Annotated in this window: 25 protein-coding genes; 12 read left to right on the plus strand and 13 right to left on the minus strand. The window is 55.9% G+C overall.

Features of this window, described 5'->3' with window-relative positions:
* Window positions 1–30: 30 nt before the first annotated feature.
* The 3 genes from mnmA to rluE are packed head-to-tail and all read right to left on the minus strand — an operon-like array spanning window position 31 to window position 2,366.
* On the minus strand, window positions 31–1,143 hold the full coding sequence (gene mnmA / locus GVJ63_RS01540) for a tRNA 2-thiouridine(34) synthase MnmA (RefSeq protein ID WP_010669869.1): 1,113 nt from the start codon (window positions 1,141–1,143) through the stop codon (window positions 31–33).
* A 42-nt stretch (window positions 1,144–1,185) separates the two neighbouring features.
* A complete protein-coding gene (locus tag GVJ63_RS01545; protein WP_010246262.1) occupies window positions 1,186–1,659 on the minus strand; it encodes an NUDIX domain-containing protein in 474 nt (157 codons plus the stop codon).
* A gap of 44 nt (window positions 1,660–1,703) precedes the next feature.
* Window positions 1,704–2,366, minus strand: a complete 663-nt coding sequence (gene rluE, locus GVJ63_RS01550; RefSeq protein WP_031293006.1) for a 23S rRNA pseudouridine(2457) synthase RluE — start codon at window positions 2,364–2,366, stop codon at window positions 1,704–1,706.
* A 104-nt stretch (window positions 2,367–2,470) separates the two neighbouring features.
* On the opposite strand from rluE, the gene icd reads away from it, so the two are divergent.
* The 3 genes from icd (at window position 2,471) to GVJ63_RS01565 (ending at window position 6,074) form a co-directional block, all read left to right on the plus strand.
* Complete coding sequence (gene icd / locus GVJ63_RS01555) at window positions 2,471–3,721, plus strand: NADP-dependent isocitrate dehydrogenase (protein WP_010246256.1); 1,251 nt, start codon at window positions 2,471–2,473, stop codon at window positions 3,719–3,721.
* 514 nt (window positions 3,722–4,235) lie between these two features.
* Window positions 4,236–4,433 carry a hypothetical protein gene (locus tag GVJ63_RS01560; RefSeq protein WP_010246253.1) on the plus strand — a complete coding sequence of 66 codons (198 nt, stop codon included), beginning with the start codon at window positions 4,236–4,238 and terminating at the stop codon, window positions 4,431–4,433.
* Window positions 4,434–5,066: 633 nt separating this feature from the next.
* On the plus strand, window positions 5,067–6,074 hold the full coding sequence (locus tag GVJ63_RS01565) for a glycosyltransferase family 9 protein (RefSeq protein WP_159226318.1): 1,008 nt from the start codon (window positions 5,067–5,069) through the stop codon (window positions 6,072–6,074).
* On the opposite strand, the gene GVJ63_RS01570 is transcribed toward GVJ63_RS01565, so the two are convergent.
* The 4 genes from GVJ63_RS01570 to GVJ63_RS01580 form a co-directional block, all read right to left on the minus strand.
* Window positions 6,068–6,406, minus strand: a complete 339-nt coding sequence (locus tag GVJ63_RS01570) for a DUF1493 family protein (RefSeq protein ID WP_159226319.1) — start codon at window positions 6,404–6,406, stop codon at window positions 6,068–6,070. The two genes, GVJ63_RS01565 and GVJ63_RS01570, sit on opposite strands and share 7 nt — an antisense overlap.
* Window positions 6,406–7,467: a glycosyltransferase family 9 protein gene (locus tag GVJ63_RS01575; protein WP_159226320.1), complete on the minus strand. Its 1,062-nt coding sequence runs from the start codon at window positions 7,465–7,467 to the stop codon at window positions 6,406–6,408. Before GVJ63_RS01575 ends, GVJ63_RS01570 begins: the two co-directional genes overlap by 1 nt.
* 363 nt (window positions 7,468–7,830) lie before the next feature.
* Complete coding sequence (locus GVJ63_RS22165; RefSeq protein WP_010246238.1) at window positions 7,831–8,001, minus strand: hypothetical protein; 171 nt, start codon at window positions 7,999–8,001, stop codon at window positions 7,831–7,833.
* Between the two features lie 169 nt (window positions 8,002–8,170).
* Window positions 8,171–8,419 carry a YqjD family protein gene (locus GVJ63_RS01580; protein WP_010246235.1) on the minus strand — a complete coding sequence of 83 codons (249 nt, stop codon included), beginning with the start codon at window positions 8,417–8,419 and terminating at the stop codon, window positions 8,171–8,173.
* Window positions 8,420–8,631: 212 nt separating this feature from the next.
* Here GVJ63_RS01580 and GVJ63_RS01585 point away from each other — a divergent pair, with 212 nt between their 5' ends.
* Complete coding sequence (locus tag GVJ63_RS01585; protein ID WP_159226321.1) at window positions 8,632–8,844, plus strand: DUF2767 family protein; 213 nt, start codon at window positions 8,632–8,634, stop codon at window positions 8,842–8,844.
* Between the two features lie 20 nt (window positions 8,845–8,864).
* Here the strand turns inward: GVJ63_RS01585 and GVJ63_RS01590 are convergent, their stop codons facing one another.
* From GVJ63_RS01590 to GVJ63_RS01600, 3 genes are all read right to left on the minus strand, one after another.
* A complete protein-coding gene (locus GVJ63_RS01590; protein WP_159226322.1) occupies window positions 8,865–9,875 on the minus strand; it encodes a Ppx/GppA phosphatase family protein in 1,011 nt (336 codons plus the stop codon).
* Between the two features lie 23 nt (window positions 9,876–9,898).
* Window positions 9,899–10,456, minus strand: a complete 558-nt coding sequence (locus tag GVJ63_RS01595) for a hypothetical protein (protein WP_022625839.1) — start codon at window positions 10,454–10,456, stop codon at window positions 9,899–9,901.
* 61 nt (window positions 10,457–10,517) lie between these two features.
* Entirely contained in the window at window positions 10,518–10,847 is a 330-nt protein-coding gene (locus GVJ63_RS01600; RefSeq protein WP_010246223.1) for a hypothetical protein, read from the minus strand.
* 214 nt (window positions 10,848–11,061) lie between these two features.
* On the opposite strand from GVJ63_RS01600, the gene GVJ63_RS01605 reads away from it, so the two are divergent.
* From GVJ63_RS01605 to GVJ63_RS01615, 3 genes are all read left to right on the plus strand, one after another.
* Window positions 11,062–11,241 carry a hypothetical protein gene (locus GVJ63_RS01605; RefSeq protein WP_010246220.1) on the plus strand — a complete coding sequence of 60 codons (180 nt, stop codon included), beginning with the start codon at window positions 11,062–11,064 and terminating at the stop codon, window positions 11,239–11,241.
* A gap of 184 nt (window positions 11,242–11,425) precedes the next feature.
* The gene (locus GVJ63_RS01610) at window positions 11,426–11,809 is read left to right on the plus strand and encodes a hypothetical protein (protein WP_010246217.1); all 384 of its coding nucleotides are present in this window, start codon (window positions 11,426–11,428) and stop codon (window positions 11,807–11,809) included.
* Window positions 11,810–11,823: 14 nt separating this feature from the next.
* Window positions 11,824–12,237 carry an N-acetyltransferase gene (locus GVJ63_RS01615; RefSeq protein ID WP_010669877.1) on the plus strand — a complete coding sequence of 138 codons (414 nt, stop codon included), beginning with the start codon at window positions 11,824–11,826 and terminating at the stop codon, window positions 12,235–12,237.
* Here the strand turns inward: GVJ63_RS01615 and GVJ63_RS01620 are convergent, their stop codons facing one another.
* Together GVJ63_RS01620 and ldcA are read right to left on the minus strand one after the other, a co-directional pair.
* The gene (locus GVJ63_RS01620; RefSeq protein WP_010246210.1) at window positions 12,238–12,900 is read right to left on the minus strand and encodes an MBL fold metallo-hydrolase; all 663 of its coding nucleotides are present in this window, start codon (window positions 12,898–12,900) and stop codon (window positions 12,238–12,240) included.
* Window positions 12,901–12,922: 22 nt separating this feature from the next.
* A complete protein-coding gene (gene ldcA / locus GVJ63_RS01625) occupies window positions 12,923–13,846 on the minus strand; it encodes a muramoyltetrapeptide carboxypeptidase (RefSeq protein WP_010669878.1) in 924 nt (307 codons plus the stop codon).
* A gap of 164 nt (window positions 13,847–14,010) precedes the next feature.
* On the opposite strand from ldcA, the gene emtA reads away from it, so the two are divergent.
* Window positions 14,011–14,640, plus strand: a complete 630-nt coding sequence (gene emtA, locus GVJ63_RS01630) for a membrane-bound lytic murein transglycosylase EmtA (protein WP_159226323.1) — start codon at window positions 14,011–14,013, stop codon at window positions 14,638–14,640.
* Here emtA and GVJ63_RS01635 read toward each other — a convergent pair.
* On the minus strand, window positions 14,633–15,607 hold the full coding sequence (locus tag GVJ63_RS01635; protein WP_010246202.1) for a sugar-binding transcriptional regulator: 975 nt from the start codon (window positions 15,605–15,607) through the stop codon (window positions 14,633–14,635). The genes emtA and GVJ63_RS01635 overlap by 8 nt on opposite strands.
* Before the next feature lie 184 nt (window positions 15,608–15,791).
* Here GVJ63_RS01635 and GVJ63_RS01640 point away from each other — a divergent pair, with 184 nt between their 5' ends.
* Genes GVJ63_RS01640 through GVJ63_RS01655 form a run of 4 tightly spaced genes read left to right on the plus strand, consistent with a single transcriptional unit; the run spans window position 15,792 to window position 19,958 of the window.
* Window positions 15,792–16,733, plus strand: a complete 942-nt coding sequence (locus tag GVJ63_RS01640) for a D-ribose ABC transporter substrate-binding protein (RefSeq protein ID WP_010246199.1) — start codon at window positions 15,792–15,794, stop codon at window positions 16,731–16,733.
* Between the two features lie 2 nt (window positions 16,734–16,735).
* Window positions 16,736–17,335 carry a DUF2291 family protein gene (locus GVJ63_RS01645; RefSeq protein ID WP_010246195.1) on the plus strand — a complete coding sequence of 200 codons (600 nt, stop codon included), beginning with the start codon at window positions 16,736–16,738 and terminating at the stop codon, window positions 17,333–17,335.
* Window positions 17,335–18,849 (plus strand): sugar ABC transporter ATP-binding protein, encoded by a 1,515-nt coding sequence (locus tag GVJ63_RS01650; RefSeq protein WP_159226324.1) that lies wholly within the window; start codon window positions 17,335–17,337, stop codon window positions 18,847–18,849. The genes GVJ63_RS01645 and GVJ63_RS01650 overlap by 1 nt, the downstream gene beginning before the upstream one ends.
* A 2-nt stretch (window positions 18,850–18,851) precedes the next feature.
* Window positions 18,852–19,958: an ABC transporter permease gene (locus GVJ63_RS01655; protein WP_010246189.1), complete on the plus strand. Its 1,107-nt coding sequence runs from the start codon at window positions 18,852–18,854 to the stop codon at window positions 19,956–19,958.
* Window positions 19,959–20,039: the final 81 nt, after the last annotated feature.

Raw genomic sequence — 20,039 nt, forward strand, 5'->3', positions numbered from 1 at the left:
TTACGCGTCATCAATGCGGGCTGAGCCCGCTTACTCCGCCACTAACGGCAGACGCTGTTCGATAATACCGCCACCGAGGCAGACCTCGCCAAGGTAAAACACCGCAGACTGGCCCGGCGTCACCGCTGCAACCGGCTCGTCGAAACGCACCTCAATCCGATCGTCGCCGTGTGGGATAATCTCACAGGGAATATCGGTCTGACGATAGCGGGTTTTCACGGTGCAGCGAAGCGGGGCGGTAATCGGCTGGCGATCAACCCAGTGCAGCTGCTGCGCAATCAGGCCGACGGACATCAGACGCGGATGATCGCCGCCCTGGGCGACAATCAGGCGGTTACGCGCCACATCTTTGTCGACCACATACCAGGGATCATCTTTGCTCTCTTTCAGGCCGCCAATACCCAGGCCTTTACGCTGTCCCAGAGTATGGTACATCAGCCCCTGATGTTCACCGACGATCTGGCCTTCGGTGGTTTCGATTTCGCCAGGCTGAGCCGGGAGATAGCGCGCCAGGAAGTCGCGGAATTTGCGCTCACCGATAAAGCAGATGCCGGTCGAATCTTTCTTCTTCGCGGTGATAAGGTCGAGCTGTTCGGCAATGCGGCGCACTTCCGGTTTTTCCAGCTCGCCAACCGGGAACAGACTTTGGGCGATCTGCTGGTGGCTCAGGGTATAGAGGAAGTAGCTCTGATCTTTGTTGCCATCCAGACCGCGCAACAGCTGGCTCTGGCCAGCCACGTCCTGACGACGCACGTAGTGACCGGTGGCGATAAAATCTGCGCCGAGATCCTCAGCCGCGAACTCCAGGAACGCTTTGAATTTGATCTCTTTGTTGCAGAGGATATCGGGGTTGGGCGTGCGGCCCGCTTTGTACTCTTCGAGGAAGTGCTCAAAGACGTTATCCCAGTATTCAGCGGCAAAATTAACTTTGTGCAGCTTCATACCCAGCTTGTCGCACACCGCTTGCGCATCCGCCAGATCGTCCGCGGCGGTACAATACTCCTCGCCATCGTCCTCCTCCCAGTTCTTCATGAACAGGCCTTCAACCTGGTAACCCTGCTGTTGCAGTAACCAGGCGGAAACGGAAGAATCGACGCCGCCGGACATACCGACGATCACTTTTTTCTGGCTGTTGTCAGACATGACACGCTCGCATTACGATAAAAAAACAGGCGGCGCATTCTATCATGCAGAAGGCAGGCGCGCACCCTCGTGAAACGGCCACCGGAACGGGCTGACCAGATGTAGCGGGTAGCGCGTGCCCTGTTGCCACAGGCGTACGCTTTCCGCGACCAGCGGCGAACGCAGGTTAGAGGCAGTGAGAATCTGCGCTGGCGGCAACCACCAGCAGCAATCGATGTCGCTGTCCTGCGGCTGGGTTGGCGCTTTTTCCGCCAGATCCACGCCAAACAGAAAACGCACAAAAGGCGTACTGTCGGGCGCGATCCACTGGTTAATCGCGATGAAATAGTGCATCGGTGTGGCGATGCCAGTCTCTTCATAGAGTTCGCGCTCTGCGGCTTCCAGCAGAGTTTCATCCGCTTCAAGATGCCCGGCGGGCTGGTTCCAGGTGGGGCGACCGTTGATCGTCTCTTCCACCACCAGTAATTCACCTTCTGCCTGAACCAGACAGGCGACAGTAACATGAGGTTTAAACATCACTTCTCCGCAATTGTTAACCTGAGGTTATAAAAAACCGGTTTTCAGAGCGCACTTTCGCTGAGTTCACGCCACGCGCCCGGAGCCAGATCGTCGAGCGAATAACTCCCCATCGCGTACCGGATCAATCGCAATGTGGGAAAGCCAATGTGGGCGGTCATCCGGCGAACCTGACGATTACGGCCTTCATACAGCGTGATTTTCAGCCACTGCGTCGGGATGTTTTTACGCTCGCGGATGGGTGGCTGACGTGGCCAGAGCCACTCAGGCTCAGCCACTTTTTCTACCCCAGCGGGCAGCGTCAACCCATCTTTCAGATTAACCCCATCCCGCAAAGGCTGCAGATCCGTCTCCTGTGGCTCGCCTTCCACCTGCACATAATAGATCTTACCTGTGCGTTTGCCGGGCTGAGTCAGCGCAGCCTGCAGCGCGCCGTCGTTGGTCAGCACCATCAATCCTTCGCTGTCGCGATCGAGGCGACCTGCGGCATAAACCTCTGCGACGCTGACAAAATCCTTCAGTGTTCGGCGGCCCGCTTCATCGGTGAATTGCGGTAACACGTCGAACGGTTTGTTAAACAGAATCACGCGGCGCGGAGCCGCAGGGCGGGCAGGGGAACGCCGCGCATCACGCGTCGGGCGGCTGAATCGTTTATCCTGGTGAATTCGTTGAGAAGTTTTTCGCATGGGCTTTGCAGTCAGAAACATTCGGCGCATTATAACGTGAAATTGCGGTGATTGGCGTGGCGGAAATATTCAAGTAGTATTGACGCGCATCTTACAAATCATTAACAAACGCCCAGGAGAGGTTAATGGAAAGCAAAGTAGTTGTTCCGGCGGAAGGTCAGAAAATCACCCTGAATCAGGGCAAGCTCACAGTGCCAAACAATCCGGTCATTCCTTACATTGAGGGTGACGGTATCGGTGTTGATGTTTCCCCGGTCATGCTGAAAGTCGTCGATGCGGCGGTGAAGAAAGCCTACAACGGCGAGCGTAAGATCTCCTGGATGGAGATTTACACCGGTGAGAAGTCAGTTGAACTCTACGGCCAGGATGTCTGGCTGCCACAGGAAACTCTCGACTTAATCAAAGAATATCGCGTGGCTATTAAAGGCCCACTGACCACCCCGGTCGGCGGCGGTATTCGTTCACTGAACGTGGCCCTGCGTCAGGAGCTTGACCTCTACGTCTGCCTGCGTCCGGTACGTTACTACAAAGGCACGCCAAGCCCGGTTAAACGTCCTGAAGAGACCGACATGGTGATCTTCCGTGAAAACTCCGAAGATATCTATGCGGGTATCGAGTGGAAAGCGGGCTCTGCCGAAGCGGACAAAGTGATCAAGTTCCTGCGCGAAGAGATGGGCGTGAAGAAAATTCGCTTCCCTGAGCAGTGCGGTATCGGCGTTAAGCCGTGTTCAGAAGCGGGCACCAAACGTCTGGTGCGCGCGGCAGTGGAATACACCATCACTAACGATCGTGATTCACTGACCCTGGTTCACAAAGGCAACATCATGAAGTTCACCGAAGGCTCTTTCAAAGACTGGGGATACCAGTTAGTGAAAGAAGAGTTCGGCGGCGAACTGATCGACGGCGGCCCGTGGATGAAGTTCAAAAACCCGAACACCGGCAAAGAGATCATCGTTAAAGATGTGATTGCTGATGCGTTCCTGCAACAGATCCTGCTGCGTCCGGCTGAGTATGACGTTATTGCCTGTATGAACCTGAACGGTGACTACATCTCTGACGCTCTGGCAGCGCAGGTTGGCGGTATTGGTATCGCACCAGGCGCCAACATCGGTGACGAGTGTGCGCTGTTCGAAGCGACCCACGGTACAGCACCTAAGTATGCAGGTCAGGATAAAGTGAACCCAGGTTCAATTATTCTGTCCGCAGAAATGATGCTGCGTCACATGGAGTGGTTCGAAGCGGCTGACCTGATTGTTAAAGGTGTTGAAGGCGCTATCGCTAACAAGACCGTGACTTACGATTTCGAACGCCTGATGGATGGCGCTAAACTGCTGAAATGTTCAGAGTTTGGTGACGCGATCATCGAAAATATGTAATCGGCTTTCCGTAACATATAGCCAACACGGATGTAAAAATCGTGTTGGCTTTTTATTTCACGCTTTCTTTCCCCAAAACTCTTCATAAAATCACCTTCACGCAGCAACCACAATCCAGGCTTTGCCGCGATCATCGTTATAGCGATTACTCATCTAAGCGCTTATTGCTTTCGCACCGTACTGTTTAAGACATTTTCTCCGTGAGAGCGCTGCCAAATCATTTCCCGCTGCCTGGCATTTTACTCTCTCTGCAAATTGAATTGTCTGATGCCACGGTAAAAGAGTGAGTGAACGCATATCTGTCATCCACCCTGTCACACCTGATTTGTTAAACGCTACCCTCTGTTAATCTCTTTCAGTACCAGTTAAGCGCCCGGCATTAAATGTGTCGGGCCACGTTATTTGATCCTTACAGCTGATTCATTTTTGTAACCTGTACCACAAAAAAATAGAGTTACGCATGATCCGGTTGCCGCAGACGTGTACGCTTCTGCCGATACAGAGGGAGAGCATTATGGATGATGAAGCGGTAAGTGATGCTATTGCGGCATGTCGCCTGCTATTTGGACAGGCGGTGATGGAAATCGTGGCTGAAAATAAGCCGGTGACTGGTGAAGCCATTTCTGAAAAAATTCATCAAATGTTTACCGGAATCAACCCGGAACCCGTGATGACGCTGGCTATCAGCCTGCTGACAACCCGCGCCGACTGACCGATCCCGGTCATCAAGCCAAAGACCTCAGGCCGCCATGGGCGTAATGCCAGTCAGTTAAGCGACAGGTGATAACGCAGTCTGGTGCCGCTCAGGGGCTGGAGGTCCTCGCGCCACTGCGCGGTTCCTTCACTTCATTCGCCTGCCTGACGGACCGCCGGGGATGGCACATCCTGTGCCGCCCCGCCTTTCGCCCGCGTCCTGCGGGCTCTCCTGGCAGACTCATTCTGTTCAGCGCTGCGGATTGCCTGCCCCTGAGCGACCCCGGCCTGCGCTGGCCCGCACTGCGGCTCGCTCGCCCGGAAAAAAAGCTGCCCCGTTTGACCGTGACAGCCTTTACAAATCTAATCTTAACTGACCAGTATTACGCCATGGGCGGCCTTTTCCTTTCTATACGCTGGCCCGGCAGGGCCGACGCCGTAAAATAATAATCCGGTTAATAATTCAGGCCTGTCTCTGGCCTGTCGTGCTGGCCTCATATTTTAACAATATCGCAACTATGGAACCAATCTGACACTGCGCTGACTAATTTGCTGACTATACCGTTACGTTACCGTTTTCAGAACGTTAACCGGGCGAGTCTTACTTTTATTCAGCCAGAACGGCGTAGCCTTTGCGCAGAGGATGTCAGACATGCGGGTTTTAATTATTTGTCGGGATAATATTGGCGACACCTTACTGACCACGCCGCTGATCAGTGCGCTGGCGCAGTCGGGGCAGCATCAGGTCGACGTGCTGACTAACAATTACGCTGCGCCAGTGTTGCAGCATAATCCCGATATCCGGCAGCTCTTCTATTACACTAAACTGCATCACCGTGAGGCAGGGCAGGGACGACTGGCCTGTCTCTTACAGCGACTGAAGCTGATGCTGATGCTGAAAAAACAGCGTTACGATGTGGTGATTCTGGCAAAAAGCCGCTGGGATCAGCATGGCCTGAAGTGGGTTAAAACAGTGCGTCCTGCCAGAGTGATCGCCCTGGGCCATCCCCATCCGCTGATTACCGATCTGTTGCCGCCACCCAGCCAGTCGCCGTGTCATATCAGTGAAACCCTGTTTAGCCTGGGGCGGCCTTTCAATCTCAGCGCCACAGCGCCAGGCAAACTGACGCTGCTGCCGGATGCGGCAATCGCAGCCAGCCTGCGTGACACCTGTGCGATTGATCCCGCTGTTCCGGTCTATGCATTGCAAATCAGCGCCCGCAAGCCGAGCCAGCAGTGGGAAGCCGCGCGGTTTGCCGGGCTGGCTGAAAAAATCGCGGCGCGTCATCCCTGCCAGATAATGCTGCTCTGGTCACCCGGCAGCCGTGATAATCCGCGTCATCCGGGAGATGATGAAAAAGCGCGGGAAATTATGGCGCTCTGCCCGCATCTGCCGATCAAAGCGGTGGCAACCACCAGCCTGCCGCAGTTGATTGCAGCAATGTCGTTGTGTCAGGGGCTGGTGAGCAGTGATGGCGGGGCAATGCACATTGGTGCGGCGCTGGGATTGCCGGTCGTCGCGCTGTTTGGCGACAGCGATCCGGCGTGCTGGCATCCGTGGCAGGTTAACTATCAGGTGCTGCAACCGGCGTCACGTGAGGTCAATGCGCTGAGCAGCAGCGAGGTCTATGACGCCTTCGCCCATACTATTACTCAGTAAGCCTCTTCAGGCCAGCGTCCCAGTCTGGCCGCTTCACACAGCATGGCGACCGTCAGTGGACGGTAAAGCTGTGCTTTGCCCGCAGTAAACCAGTTTGCCACTGCAAAACGCCGTCGGCGCGGCTCCGGAAAATAGCGGGCGTCATCATACTGTTCTGAACAGACGCCGAAAGTGATAAAAAAATCACTCATCAGAATGGCGAAATCCACCTCACTCAGCGGTAACTGCTGCAGATGAAATCCCGCCCGATCCACTTTACGGAACCAGCCCAGTGCGGTTGGCTGATTGTGGTGCTCAATCAGCGCAATGATGGATTGAGAAAGGTCGTTCATTACCCCACCAGTTTCGCCACGGCCTGCCCGACCTCATCGGCCTTGATCGTTGCCATCGGATGCTGTGAGGCGGTTTTATCCGGGCGGTGAATAATGATGTGCCGAGCGCTGTCCTGGCAGGGACCGGTATAGCGCGGATTGGCGGTGGAGAACAGGCTGACCGTTGGCGTCTGCGCGGCCACGGCGATGTGCAGTGGACCGGTGTCCCCGGTAACCAGCACATCCAGCGTGCGAATCAGGCTAATCAGGCCGCTGAGATTCGTTTTACCCGCCATCGGGGTCACACGCTGACGGTAGTGCAGGGGCAGGCTTTCAATAAATTCCTGCTCAAGAGGCTGCTCAGCGGCGGTGCCGGTAACGATAATTTCCGTGTCAGGCCAGCGTTCAAGCAAGGCTGTCGCCAGCTGGCTGAAGGAGGCCAGCGGCCAGCGGCGAATATCTTTTGATGCCCCTAACTGAAAACCGATACGGCGATGGTCAGTCTTTGCAGTCGGACTGTTGTTCAGTGCCGGAAGGTGCATCCGGGTTTGCTCTGTCTCTGCGCCAAGGACTTCAATCAGTTTCAGCTTACGCTTGATGGTATGGTCATCAAAATAGCCTGAATAGTGATCGAGATATTTATTTAGCAGAGGCGACTCGCGGCCGTAATGATCGCGCACAATTACCTTACTGCCGGTCAGTACCGAGCTCATAATATCGTAGGGGAAATGGGCGTGTAATATTACTGACAGGTCAGGTTTCTGACGGCGAAGTTTGAAAAAAAGCGGCAGGAAATTCGCCAGTTTGTTATCCCAGATATAGATCTGATCAAACCAGTTATAACGGCTGACGAGATCCTTATTTTTCTTGCTGGAAACCAGAATAAATTTGCTGGTGGGAAAGCGATTTTTCAGGCTCCAGATAGCCGGCGTATTCATCAGAAAGTCGCCCAGTGCCGTGGTGGAGTAAATCACCACTGTCTGTGGGGCCAGGTCGTGCAAGGCCTGTGGTTGTGTTCTGCTGGAAAATCGAGAATAGAGCGTTAAAAGTCGGTCTATCAGATAAATCTTTTTTTTCTTCACGTCTGAATTCTCTTAAACGTATCAATAATATTTAACAAAAGGTGTTGTGAGTTATTAGAGAATATTTCTGCGACTAAAGTTCATTATTAAGGTTTATTTTTTCGCGGCCGTAGAAGTTTCGTTTAAATTGTTTCCACAATTTTAATGTTGTTTATTCTGGGTATATATACAGAATTGTGTAAAAGAAGTAAGAGATTATTAAAAAGAGATGGGATGATTCTTATAAAAAGGAAAGTATGGGAAATATTCTGATTCCGGCCATAACTAGTAGCAGGTTAATTATTAGCGGAATTATTCTATGACTTCTATCTATTAAAAAACATGCGATAAAACAAACCCCGGCACGTGTGCCGGGGCAGGGTATTACGACTGTGGCTGACCCACCGGGCCTGAACCCAGCGTACCGCCCGGTGACGACTGACCGCTTGGTGCATGAGGGCGGCCATCATCTTTAATTGCGTCGCTCTTCTGCGAGCAGCCCGCCAGAGAGGTTAAGGTCGCTGCAACCAGCAGCAGGGCAGGAATTGTTTTCATAAGGTCACCTTGATGTTGTCAGAAAGAGACGAAACCAGACTAAGCATAGATACTTACCGCATTCTGGCCTGAAAAGGCTTATCTTTCAGATGTTTCTCAGCCGGCGGAGAGAGTCCAGGCAAAAAAAAACGGAAGCCAGTGGCTCCCGTTCTGTTGACGTTCAGCGCGATTACTTGCGGCCCAGCAGGAAGCCGATAAATACGCCAACGCCTGCAGCAACGGCCAGACCTGCAACAGGATTGGATTGAACCTGATCCTTGATACAGTCAGCAGCATCGCGGGCAGCATAGCTTGCCTGGTTGGTGTAACGGCGTGCTGCGCCTTTAGCCTGATGCTCAGATGAACCGGTTGCTGCACCCCATTGTTCCTGAACTGCGCCAGCGGCTTCTTTTACTTTATCTTCGATTTTTCCTGACATTTATTGCTCCTTGGTTTTGAGTGAGACCCTCAAAGCGTAGCAAAGATAGTGAATTCTGCTCCTCCAGCGGAGGAAAATGGGCTAAAAAATCATTTCTGGCTGTTAATGGCGCTGCGTTTGCGGGTAAGGGATTTACTGTCTAGCCTTTGGAAAGAGAGGCGCACTCAGGCGCTGCCACAGCCATAGCCAAAGCTACAGCCGGAGGATAAGCAATGAAACGTGATGCACTGAATGATGACGACTATGACGAAGTCTGCCGGGTCATTGGCGATGCGGTCATTGTGCTGTCGGAGCGCGGCCATGACACCCGCCGTGGCGAAATCTACGACCTGCTTAAACGTATACGTCAGCAGCGGGTCCACAGTGAACGGGATGAGCAGCGGATGCTGGATCATGCTATCCGGCTGATTAAGCCTGAGGTTTAGCATAGTGCGGAAACGCTGCGCTACTGCAGCAGCACGCCCTGAATCAGACTGGCCTCAACAATCGTAACTTCATTAATTTTCAGCGCCTGCATATAACCTTCAACCAGTAAGAGATTGCTGACATCAGTGGCCCGGTAGTCGCCCGGGAGTTCACTGTCGCCTTTCCAGACCTGCTGCTGCGACAGCTGACTTAATGTCGTCAGGCTGTAACGATGGGGTTTGCCCGGTAACTGACTGCGGATTGAAAAACCATGGACGCCGCCGATGCCAATGACCCGACGGCTCGCCAGATCCTGTTTAATCTGCGGACTGACCTCATTAGCGGCATAAAATTGCACAAAGCGCAGTACCGACTGCCGCCAGGAGCCAATCGGATTAGGGGATTTGGCCTCCGGGCTGTTCTTCAGCACCGTCAGAATAAAGTTTTTCAGCGTCACCGAGGCCAGTTTGCCCTGATAGATATCTGCAACCGCCTGACCCGCCTGCTGTCGCCAGGCAGTCATCTGCATCGATCCCCCACCAATATCCCAGACCAGCAGCTGCTCATCACGGATCGCCGGATCGTTAAGCGCGGCTTTAGCGGAGAGGAAACCGAGTTTCGCTTCCTGCTGCTGCGAGATGATGCTGATTTGCGCACCGGTCTGGCGCTGCAACTGATCGATGACCGCCTGACCGTTGCTGGCGTTGCGGAACACCGCCGTGGCAACGCCGCTGATCCGCTGTGGATGAAAGCGCCGTGCCTGCGTTAAAAGCTGCTGCAGGGCGGCGGCACCTTCATGAGTCATCGCCGGGCTGAGCTGATTATCTGTTGAATGCGCTAAGGCCTCGTTCCAGGCCACGGCGCGCTGATCCTGATACAGCATCTTTTCGATGCGCAGCTGGCAGACATTGACACGGGCTACCGCAATTTTGGTGGTGCCGGAACCGATATCCAGACCGGCGCGAATTTGCTGGCAGCGATCGGCATGGACAGCAGCGGTAAAAAACAGTGAGCAGAACAGCGTGACAGCAGACAGCGCAGCAGAACGCATAGCGACTCCGGGGGCAATGAAGATCAGAGTGAACGGGCGGCGACGCAGGCCGGATAGACGCTCACCAGGAAGTGACGCAGATGATCAAAACACCATTCGGCGTCATCCGCCTGCGGGCAATAGAACTGAATGGTGATCTTTTCATAATCGCGCTGACGCTGGCGCAGCGGCGACCAGCTCCAGTCGAGTACCGAGCGGGCATAATTGACCAGCGTCTCGGCGGGCATCTGATGCTGCTGCTCCTGCCCGGTCAGGTAGCGATAAAAGTTCGCTTCCAGCTGCAGCGCCTCCTCAAAGCCGTGTTGCGGCAGGTCGGGACGAAAAGCCACATCGATAAAGCCACAGACCGCATCTGCCTGCTGCTGCCAGTCGCAGGCCAGGGTCATAAACAGCCCCTCCTGCAGATTGATCTCCTCGACCAGGCGCCGCAGATTCACTGAATGGTTCAGCACCGCGATCTCCTCAAGGCGACCGGTTTCCAGCGTCAGATCAAAGCCACAGGGATTCACGGAGCCATCCGCATTGCGGGTGGCGGGGAAGGGGAAGTCGATATAACCGTTGTTATCCAGACGCTTTTCCATCGGGGAGACCTGCTGCTTGACGTTTCCTGACAATAAACCATCTGGCAGCAGGATTCATCCCTTATGGACAGGTCCAGGTGATTTGGGTGTCCTGGTAAGGGTTGATCAGGCGGAACTGCTTATCTGACAGGCGCTGCGCGTAATAGCCCTCAGGCGTGACGGCGGAGGGAACATATTTAAAGCGATCCAGCGACTGCAGCGGGCCACTCTTAACGCTGACCTTATCCCGGGTCACGGTGAAGCTATTAACCAGATCAAAAATCACGCCTTGGGTATGCCCCATCGACTGACCATAAATTGTCGAGACCTCACCCGGACATTCCACCCCTTTCGGGCCAGATGAACATCCAGTCACCATCGCGATGAGGATAAAAATGCTGAGACGCATCATGATTTTCTACCTGCTTCAATCCCTGGGAGTTTCGTGGCGCAGAGTCTATCCTGCTGCGTCACTGATTACTTAATCATAGCAGTTTACGCTGCGCTTCCTGTTTGTGATTTGTTTAATCGTTAAGCAACAGGAATGTAAAAGGGTGACTTTGCTTATCAATAAACGTTATTCTTGGCTCCTTTGCGCACCACTTAGGCAAATTCAGGGATAAATGATGAACGAAGAAGAAGCAAGTCTAATGATTATTCGCCATGCGATTGACCAGTTAGAAGCCGATAAGAAGCAACAGGTGATCGCTTGTTCAGCGGATATACGTGCAGCAATGCAGGCTTATGATAGCGAGAATGCCGGGCTGGCACTGATGTTAGTGGCCGCCGAGGTAGCAGCCGAATGATCATATCCGGTCAGTGTGGCAGCCTGTTACGCTGGCCGGATTACTTTATTTTTTCTCAACTTTCAGATTTCTTCGCACGCCGATTCTATCTTTCAATGGTCTTGCTGCGGGTTGCCCCGCGTCCCTTCTCCGTCCTGTGATGTGTTAAGCTAAAAAATCTCAATAAAATCAGCGGAGAAACAGCATGAAGGCAGCATTAATTGCCCTGGGCCTGCTGGCCTGTCACATCGCACCCGCCTGGAGCGAGACGGAATTTCAGCTTAACTGTCCCGGCCGGACAACCATGACCGTTTCGCGTGCCGAATATGGTTTAACCACGTTAATGTGGCCGCCGGGGCATTTCCAGATTGCCGCCGGTCAGCAGCGTACCCGTTTAGAGGCGGGTGATAAGGTGGCGATTACCCGCTTTCGCAATGGCGATCAGCTGATTGTGAACCAGCGCAGCCAGGCGACCTTTTTTGTCTACCGCGACAGCGATAAACTGCTGCCCTGCAGCCGCAGCGAAAAACGCGATGTTGATGCGTTGAGCCTGGAGCGCTACGACGATCGTCAGCACTCCGACACTTAACCCACGGAGCCACTATGCAACCCGAGATTACCGATAAGGTCACAACGCAGGATCTGGATGAAGTCAGGCTGGGTCTGACTGCGTTCAACAGCAAATATATTAATATTGATGAGATCAGATCGATCGGCGTGTTTATTCGTGATGACCAGGGCAGAAAGCTGGCCGGACTGACCGGATCAACCGCCGGAAACTGGCTGCGGATTGATATGCTGTGGGTGAGTGAGGCGCTACGCGGGCAGGGGGCGGGCAGTAAGCTGATGCAGGCGGCAGAGCAGGAGGCGCGGGATCGCGGCTGCCGCTTTGCCCAGGTGGATACCGCCAGTTTTCAGGCGCGACCGTTTTATGAAAAGCTCGGCTATACGCTGCGCTTCAGCCTGGATAACTATCCGCGGCATCATCAGCGCCACTATCTGACGAAAGCCCTGTAATCAGAATAATGGTTGCTGACGCAAATCCAGCGGATGCTGTTCTGCTTCATCAATCGCGGCCAGCCAGCTCTGCAGCGTAACTTTTTTCCAGGAGAGATGCCCGCGCGTGGTACTCATCAGCACCACGTCGGGACGCAGGGAGCGGTAAAACTCCAGCGTCTGGCTCAGCTCAGCCGGATTACTGTCCGGCACCAGCACCGTGATCCAGCGGTCGTGCGAACGCGTCACGGTATCGCCAACAAACAGATAGGTCAGCCCCAGCGGCGAGGTGTAGAGATAGCTGCAACTGCCCGGTGTGTGTCCTGGCGTTGGCAGCAGATGGAAATCCCCGAAGTGCGTCTCCTGCTGCGAAAAGGTGTCATCAGGCTCAGCAAAACGGCTGATGGGGCCCAGCGATCGGCTATGGCAGTAAAGTGCGCTGCTGAAGCGCTGCTGGATCAGCGCCGCACCGGGCGCGGATTCATGCCAGTGGGTGAGGTAGTGGCGGATCACGCCGCCGGTATCGGCCATGACTTCATGATCGAGCGGATTTTCTACGCGGCCAATCAACAGATTGCCGCGCGGGTGACGCAGCATAAAGCCATGCATCATCAGGTCATTAACGGCATCTTCCACCGGAAATTCCGGGGTTGAGATCCACAAATCGTCATACAACGGCTTCAATGTCGATCTCCTGAAACAAACGCTATTCCCGCAGGACGGGATGCCCGGTCGCCTGCAAACGGGCGTGGCCCTGGCTGACCGCTAATCGTGCGCTGGCACCCAAAGGCAGTGTTACGGTGTCAGCGGCATGACCAAAATCTAATCCACAAATCAGCGGCAGACCGGTGGTGTCACGCAGTCGCTGCCAGACGGTGCTGAAGTCAAACCCGTTGTCATATTCTGTCAGGGCTGTACTGGTGAAGCTGCCGGTAACGATCGCCCGCTGTCGCGCCAGAATGCCGCTCTGCTGCAGCTGAATCAGCATGCGTTCAATGCGGAACGGATGCTCATTCACATCCTCAATCACCAGAATGCCGTTCTCAAACTGCGGCATCCACGGCGTGCCAATCAGTGAGCAGATCATCGCCAGATTCCCGCCCCACAGCGTACCCTGCCATTCACCCTCGTCAGGCGTTTCGCTTTGCCATGTCACCTCTACTGTAGGTGAAGTCAGTGCCTGCCAGAAGTGGTGAAGGGTAAATTCAGATAAGGTCGCGGCGCCGAAGTTACCGGCCAGCATCGGTGCGCTGAAGGTAATCAAGCCGACCTGTGCCAGCAGTGCCAGCTGAATCGCGGTGAAGTCGCTGTGGCCGCACAGCGCCAGCGGCTGATTCAGCAGACGGCGTTGCAGGCCGATGTAGTCGATGGACTCCAGTAACCGGCTGGCACCATAACCGCCTCGCACCGCCAGCACCACATCGGGCAGCGTGCTGAGACTGGCAAGCTGGTTGATATCCGCCAGGCGCTCCGCGTCCGTACCGGCGAAGCGCTGAAAACGGCGGGTGATCACCTGCTCGTTCTCTACCTGATGGCCGGCCGCACGCAGTCGTGCAATGCCCTGCAGCGCCGCAGGCTGATTGTGACAGTAACCGGAGGGGGAGATAAGACGAACTGAACGTGAAATCATCATACTTTCCTGCTGTTAGCGCCTGACTGACGGCGATGATGGCGAAAAGCGCCGCTGAAGTCACGGTACGCGCCGCATTTTCATGCATTTAGGATAAACGGTAATTTTGCTCTCAGGCTGCCTGGGTATGATAGCATTCGCCACAACAGCTACGAGATGAAAAATTGCTGAAAATCCGACACCTTATACTCTCAGCGTTACTCCTGACCGGCTGTGCCAGCGAGCCACCGCACCATGCCGTTAAGCAGCGCAACACGCCATTAACTCAGGCACCGCCGTCCAGCGTCAATGGCACCTGGGCGATGTTTACCGAAGATGCCGCCAGTCATTATGGCGTTGATGAGAAGTTGATCAGCGCCATTATCAGTGTCGAGTCGGGTGGAAATCCGGGCGTGGTGAGCCGTTCAAATGCGGTGGGGCTGATGCAGATTAAAGCTTCGACCGCCGGGCGCGAAGTCTATCGCACGCTGGGCCGTCGTGGTCAGCCGTCGAATGCCGAGTTGCGCGATCCGGCCAAAAATATTGATATCGGCACCGCCTATATCCGCATTCTGCAGAACTCCGCGCTGTCGGGCATCCGCGATCCGCTGACCCTGCGCTATGCCACCATCGTCTCTTATGCCAACGGCGCAGGAGCGTTACTGCGGACTTTCTCCAGCAATCGCGATCGGGCCATTGCGATGATCAATGCGATGTCACCGGATGAGTTCTATCAGCATGTGCAGAACAAGCATCCGGCGGCGCAGGCCCCGCGCTATCTGTGGAAAGTCACCACGGCTTACCGCACTATCTGACCGGTTGTGATGAATCCTGCGGCGTGAGCAGTAGCCGCGCCGTGGGATAGTCGATGATCAGCACCTTGATGTAGCCGCCCAGCAGCGCACCGCGAATCGCCTGCGCTTTCTCTCTTCCGCCTGCCAGCCCGACCACCTGTGGACACTGTTTCACCTGCGCCAGCTCCATACCAATCACCGGATCTTCTTCTGCTTTCAGCACCGGCTGTCCGCAGGCGTCGAAATAGTGCAGACAGATATCGCCTACCGCACCGCGCGCCGCCAGCGTTTGCAGCATCCTGCCATCGTAGTAGTTGCCCGAATTACGTAACAGCGCCGACGGCTCCAGATCGCCAATGCCGACAATCGCCAGGTCGACCTGCTCAAATTTACTCAGCACCTCGGCGACCTCCGCGTTGGCAGAGAGCCGCTGGCGATCGCTGACCGAATGCTCAATCGACTGCGACGGCAGCAGCCAGGCGGGGCAGTTCAGCAGCGCCGCCAGATTTTGCGTCAGAATCGTGGCTTGCACATTGCCGTTAGCCCCGACGCCACCCAGCAGCTGGATCACCCCTTTGCAGGCGCTGTTGAGCGGATGCAGCGCATCCACCATCGCCCGGATCGTGCCGCTCCATGACGAAATACCAATCAGCTCATCGTTTCGCAGTCGGGTCTCCAGATAGTGAGCGGCCGCCGATCCAATCGCCTGCTTAATCTGCAGCGACGACGCCTGGTCCGGCACATCCACCACAATCGCCTGCGGCAGGTTATAGGTCTGCTCAATGGCCTTTTCCAGCTCAGGGTAGACGTTGGCTGGTGGCACCACGCTGATCTTGACCACACCTTCTTTCACGCTGCGATTAAGAATGCGTGAGACAAACGACTGCGATAAGGTCAGCGACTGTGCAATCTCTGACTGCTTCAACCCTTCGACATAGTAAAGGGTGGCAATCTTTACCATCAGTCGCTGTTCATCCTGTTTTGCCATCGGTTTTTCCCTCTCTGATTCTGCCCGGTATTGTTAACCAGGATGATCAAAATCACAACGCAGGCTAATTTGTGATCGTTTTCGCTTTTTGACGATCGCGCATTGGACGGCACGTCAGCGCGGGCGCATAGTCATTATGCATATAAAATCGCGTGTGAATATATATTCAAAGCGGAGAAAAATAATGACTCGTCCTCTGATCAAACTGACCCTGCTCGCATCGATGCTCGCCTTTTCAGCGACCGCGCTGGCGGCAGAGCAAGGCCTGCTGGCGATTATCACCCCATCCCATGACAACCCGTTCTTTAAAGCCGAGGCGGAAGGGGCCTTAGCGAAAGCCAAAGAGCTGGGTTACGCCACGCTGGTGGCGTCGCACGATGATGACGTAAACAAGCAAAACCAGCTGATTGAGACCGCGATTGCGCGCAAAGCCAAAGCGATCATTCTTGATAACGCTGGTGCCGACGCCACCGTCGGGCCGGTGCAGAAAGCCAAAGATGCCGGGATCCCGACCTTCCTGATTGACCGGGAGATCAACAAAACCGGCATCGCGGTGGCGCAGATCGTCTCTAACAACTATCAGGGGGCGCAGCTGGGCGCGGAGAAATTTGCGAAATTGCTGGGCGGCAAAGGGGACTATGTTGAACTGCTGGGCAAAGAGTCTGACACCAACGCGGGCGTGCGGTCGCAGGGCTATCACGATGTGCTGGATGACTACAGCGACATGAAAATGGTGGCTCAGCAGAGCGCCAACTGGAGCCAGACCGAAGCCTTCAGCCGCATGGAAACCCTGCTGCAGAAACATCCCAACATCGTGGGCGTCATCTCCGGTAACGACACCATGGCGCTGGGCGCCGAAGCCGCGCTGAAAGCCGCCGGGAAAACATCGGTGATCGTGGTGGGCTTTGATGGCAGCGACTACACCCGGGATTCGATCCTCAACAAAGGCAATATTAAAGCGACGGTGCTGCAGCCGGGCTGGGATCAGGCGCAGATGGCGGTCACGCAGGCGGATTACTACCTGAAGAACGGCAAAGCGCAGAAACAGGAGAAGCAGCTGATGGACTGCGTGCTGATTGACGACAGCAACGCCGCTAAGCTGAAAAACTTCAACCTGGCGAAATAACCATGAAACGGATGCTGGCGGTATTGACCGGTATGGCGCTGCTCAGCGCCTGCACCGTGGTGGATCTGGACGCGGACGGTAAGCCGATTCTGCCGAAGGATCCGCACGCGAAACCCAGCTATACCACCCAGACACCGCAGCAGATTGCGGAAGAGACCTGGCAGCCGCGCGTGATGACCACCGCGAACAGCCATGCGCTGAGCTGGGCCGACATGGAGGCGAAAAGTCAGACGGTCAAACCCGGCGGGCGCGAAAGCGTCTTCGTGCGAGCCGGAGGGACAGCCAGCGCCTTTGATGAGAGTAACCCGCGTGAACGCACGCTGACGCTGATGATTAACGGCAAGCCGGTGGCGGTCAGTGTCGGGCCGGTGCTGCGCAGTAACGCTATCCGGGATGCCGCCGGATTCCGTTTCGAAGAGTTTACCAATCAGGTGCAGTACGCCCAGCTGACGCGGGCGCTGAACCGTCACGCGGTGAAGCAACTGCCACCGCTGGATGCCAGCTGGGTCAACCAGCCGGTGCAGGCGCTGCTGGCTGTAACTATCGGGCACAGCAGCGTTGAAGATGTGGTGGCGGTTGAGCTGAAGCGGGGGACGCCCTGATGGACGATGAGATCATTCTGCGGGCCGAACAGATATCGATGCTGTTTCCCGGCACGCTGGCGCTGGATCGCGTCGACTATCGGGTCTGGCGCGGCAAAGTTAACGTCATCATCGGTGAGAATGGGGCGGGAAAATCGACCCTGATGAAAATTCTGGCCGGGGTACAGCAGCCCACGGCCGGTTCGCTGTTCCTGAATGGCGAGCCGCTGACGCTGAGCAGCACCCGCGACGCCGCCCGGCACGGCATCGGCATGGTGCACCAGGAGCTGAATCTGTTTGAGAACCTGACGGTGGCTGAAAACCTGTTTCTGGGCCGGGAGATCCAGCGCGGCCTGGCCCCGATCAACGAGGCGGAGCAGGCTCGCCGCACCGCCGCGCTGATGGCGCGCCTGGATCAGCCGATTTCACCCCATGAGCGGGTCGGTAATCTCAAGGTGGGTCAGCAGCAGCTGGTCGAGATTGCCAAAGCGCTGGCGGAAGATGCAGACATCCTGATCCTCGACGAGCCGACCTCGGCGCTGAGCAAAACCGAAGTGGAGATCCTGTTCCGGGTGATCCGCGACCTGACGCAGCAGGGCGTTACCGTGATTTACATCTCCCACCGGCTGGAAGAGCTGATGGCAATTGGCGACGTGATCACCATTCTGCGCGACGGGCGCTTTCAGGCCGAAGCGCCGGTCAGCAGCATCGATGTGCCGTGGATCGTGCGTGAGATGCTGGGCAGTGAACCGGTCACCACTTTCCTGCCGGAAGCGCGTGAGTTTGGCGCGCCGGTGCTGGAGGCGCAGCACATTACCTGCGTCAGCCCCAACGGCAATACCCTGGTGGATGACGTCAGTTTTCAGGTGCGGGCCGGGGAAATTGTCGGGATTTACGGGCTGATGGGCGCAGGCCGCACCGAGCTGTTTGAGTGTCTGCTTGGCAGTCAGCGCCACTATCTGGGCAAGCTGTGGCTCGACAGCAAACCGCTGCCGACCCATCTGCCCACCGCCGACCGTATCCGCATGGGCATGAGTCTGGTGCCGGAAGATCGCAAACGCGCCGGGATTTTCCCGGTCTCATCGGTCGCCAGTAATCTCACCATCGCCAGCCTGTGGCGGCGTCTGTCACATCGCTTTGCCATTGCCCATCAGGCGGAGCAGCAGGCGGTAAGCCAGACGGTGGGCAACCTGGCGATCAAAATCTCCTCGCCGGACGTGGCCATTAGCGCGCTGAGTGGTGGCAACCAGCAGAAAGTGGTGATTGGCCGCGCGCTGCTGACCAATCCGCGCCTGCTGCTGCTGGATGAGCCGAGTCGCGGCATTGATGTCGGTGCAAAAGCAGAGGTGTTTCGCATGATGGTGGCGCTGTCGCAGCAGGGCATTGCAGTTCTCTTCTCCACCTCGGACCTGAAAGAGATTATGGCGGTAGCCGATCGCATCCTGGTGATGTCGGGCGGCAAACTTACGGCTGATCTTCCCCGCGACCAGGCGGAAGAGGCAGCGCTGGTGAAAGCAAGTGCGCAGGGGTTCTGAGCATGAAAAGCAATGACAGCGTCGCGCTGACCACACTTCCGGCTAAGGCGTTCAGTTCACGTGAAAGCATTCTGCTGCTGCTTCTGAAGCTGCGCACTTTTATTGCGCTGATTCTGATCGTCGGCTTCTTCGCCATCACCGTGCCGGACTTTCTCGCCACCGGCAGCCTGGTGATCATGGTGAAACATATCGCCATCAACGCCTTTCTGGCGCTGGGCATCACCTTTGTCATTATCACCGCGGGAATTGACCTGTCGATTGGGGCGACGCTGGGACTGTGCGGCATGATCGCCGGCTGGCTGATTACCAAAGGCATTGTGCTGCCGATGTTTGGCATCGCTATTTTTCCCAGCGTCTGGGTGATTGTGCCGGTGGTGCTGCTGATCGGCGCGCTGATTGGCGCGGGCAACGGCTGGATCATTACCCGCTACAACGTGGCACCCTTTATCTGCACCCTCGGCACCATGTACATCCTGCGCGGCGCGGCGATGCTTACCTCCGGTGGCGAGACCTTTCCCGGTCTGCAGGGGAATCCGCTGCTGGGCAATACCGGTTTCGATCGGATTGGTGCCGGAACCTTTCTCGGGCTGCCTTACGCCATCTGGATGATGGTGGTGCTGGCGCTGGTGATCGCCTACATCGCCCGTCGCCTGCCGTTTGGCCGTCAGGTCTATGCCATCGGAGACAATGAACGTGCCGCTGAACTGTCGGGTGTGAAAACCCGGCAGGTAAAAATTCTGGTCTACACCCTGTCAGGATTCTGCGCGGCGATTGCTGGCATCGTGGTCTCATCGCAACTGGTCGCCAGCCATCCGGCTAACGGCACCGCGTTTGAGATGAATGCCATTGCCGCCGTGGTGCTGGGTGGCACGTCGCTGGCGGGCGGACGCGGCACCATCCTCGGCACGCTGATTGGTGCCTTCGTCATCGGCTTTCTGGCGGATGGCCTGATCATGATGGGTGTCAGTGAATTCTGGCAGATGGTGATCAAAGGCATCGTGATTATCATCGCGGTGATCATCGACCAGACCCAGAGCCGGATGCAGCAGAAGGCGGCCGTGGTGGCTCAGAAAGCGTTAATCGAGGAGGGGACACCGGCAAAACCCTGACGGGAAAGTGCGTTGAACCGGACAGCGGGTGCCGCTGAGTGATTCCTGGCAGTGGACGGCCTGCCCGGTTTAATGGGCAGA

The sequence above is a fragment of the Pantoea sp. 18059 genome, from assembly GCF_902706165.1.
Lineage (GTDB): Bacteria > Pseudomonadota > Gammaproteobacteria > Enterobacterales > Enterobacteriaceae > Pantoea > Pantoea agglomerans.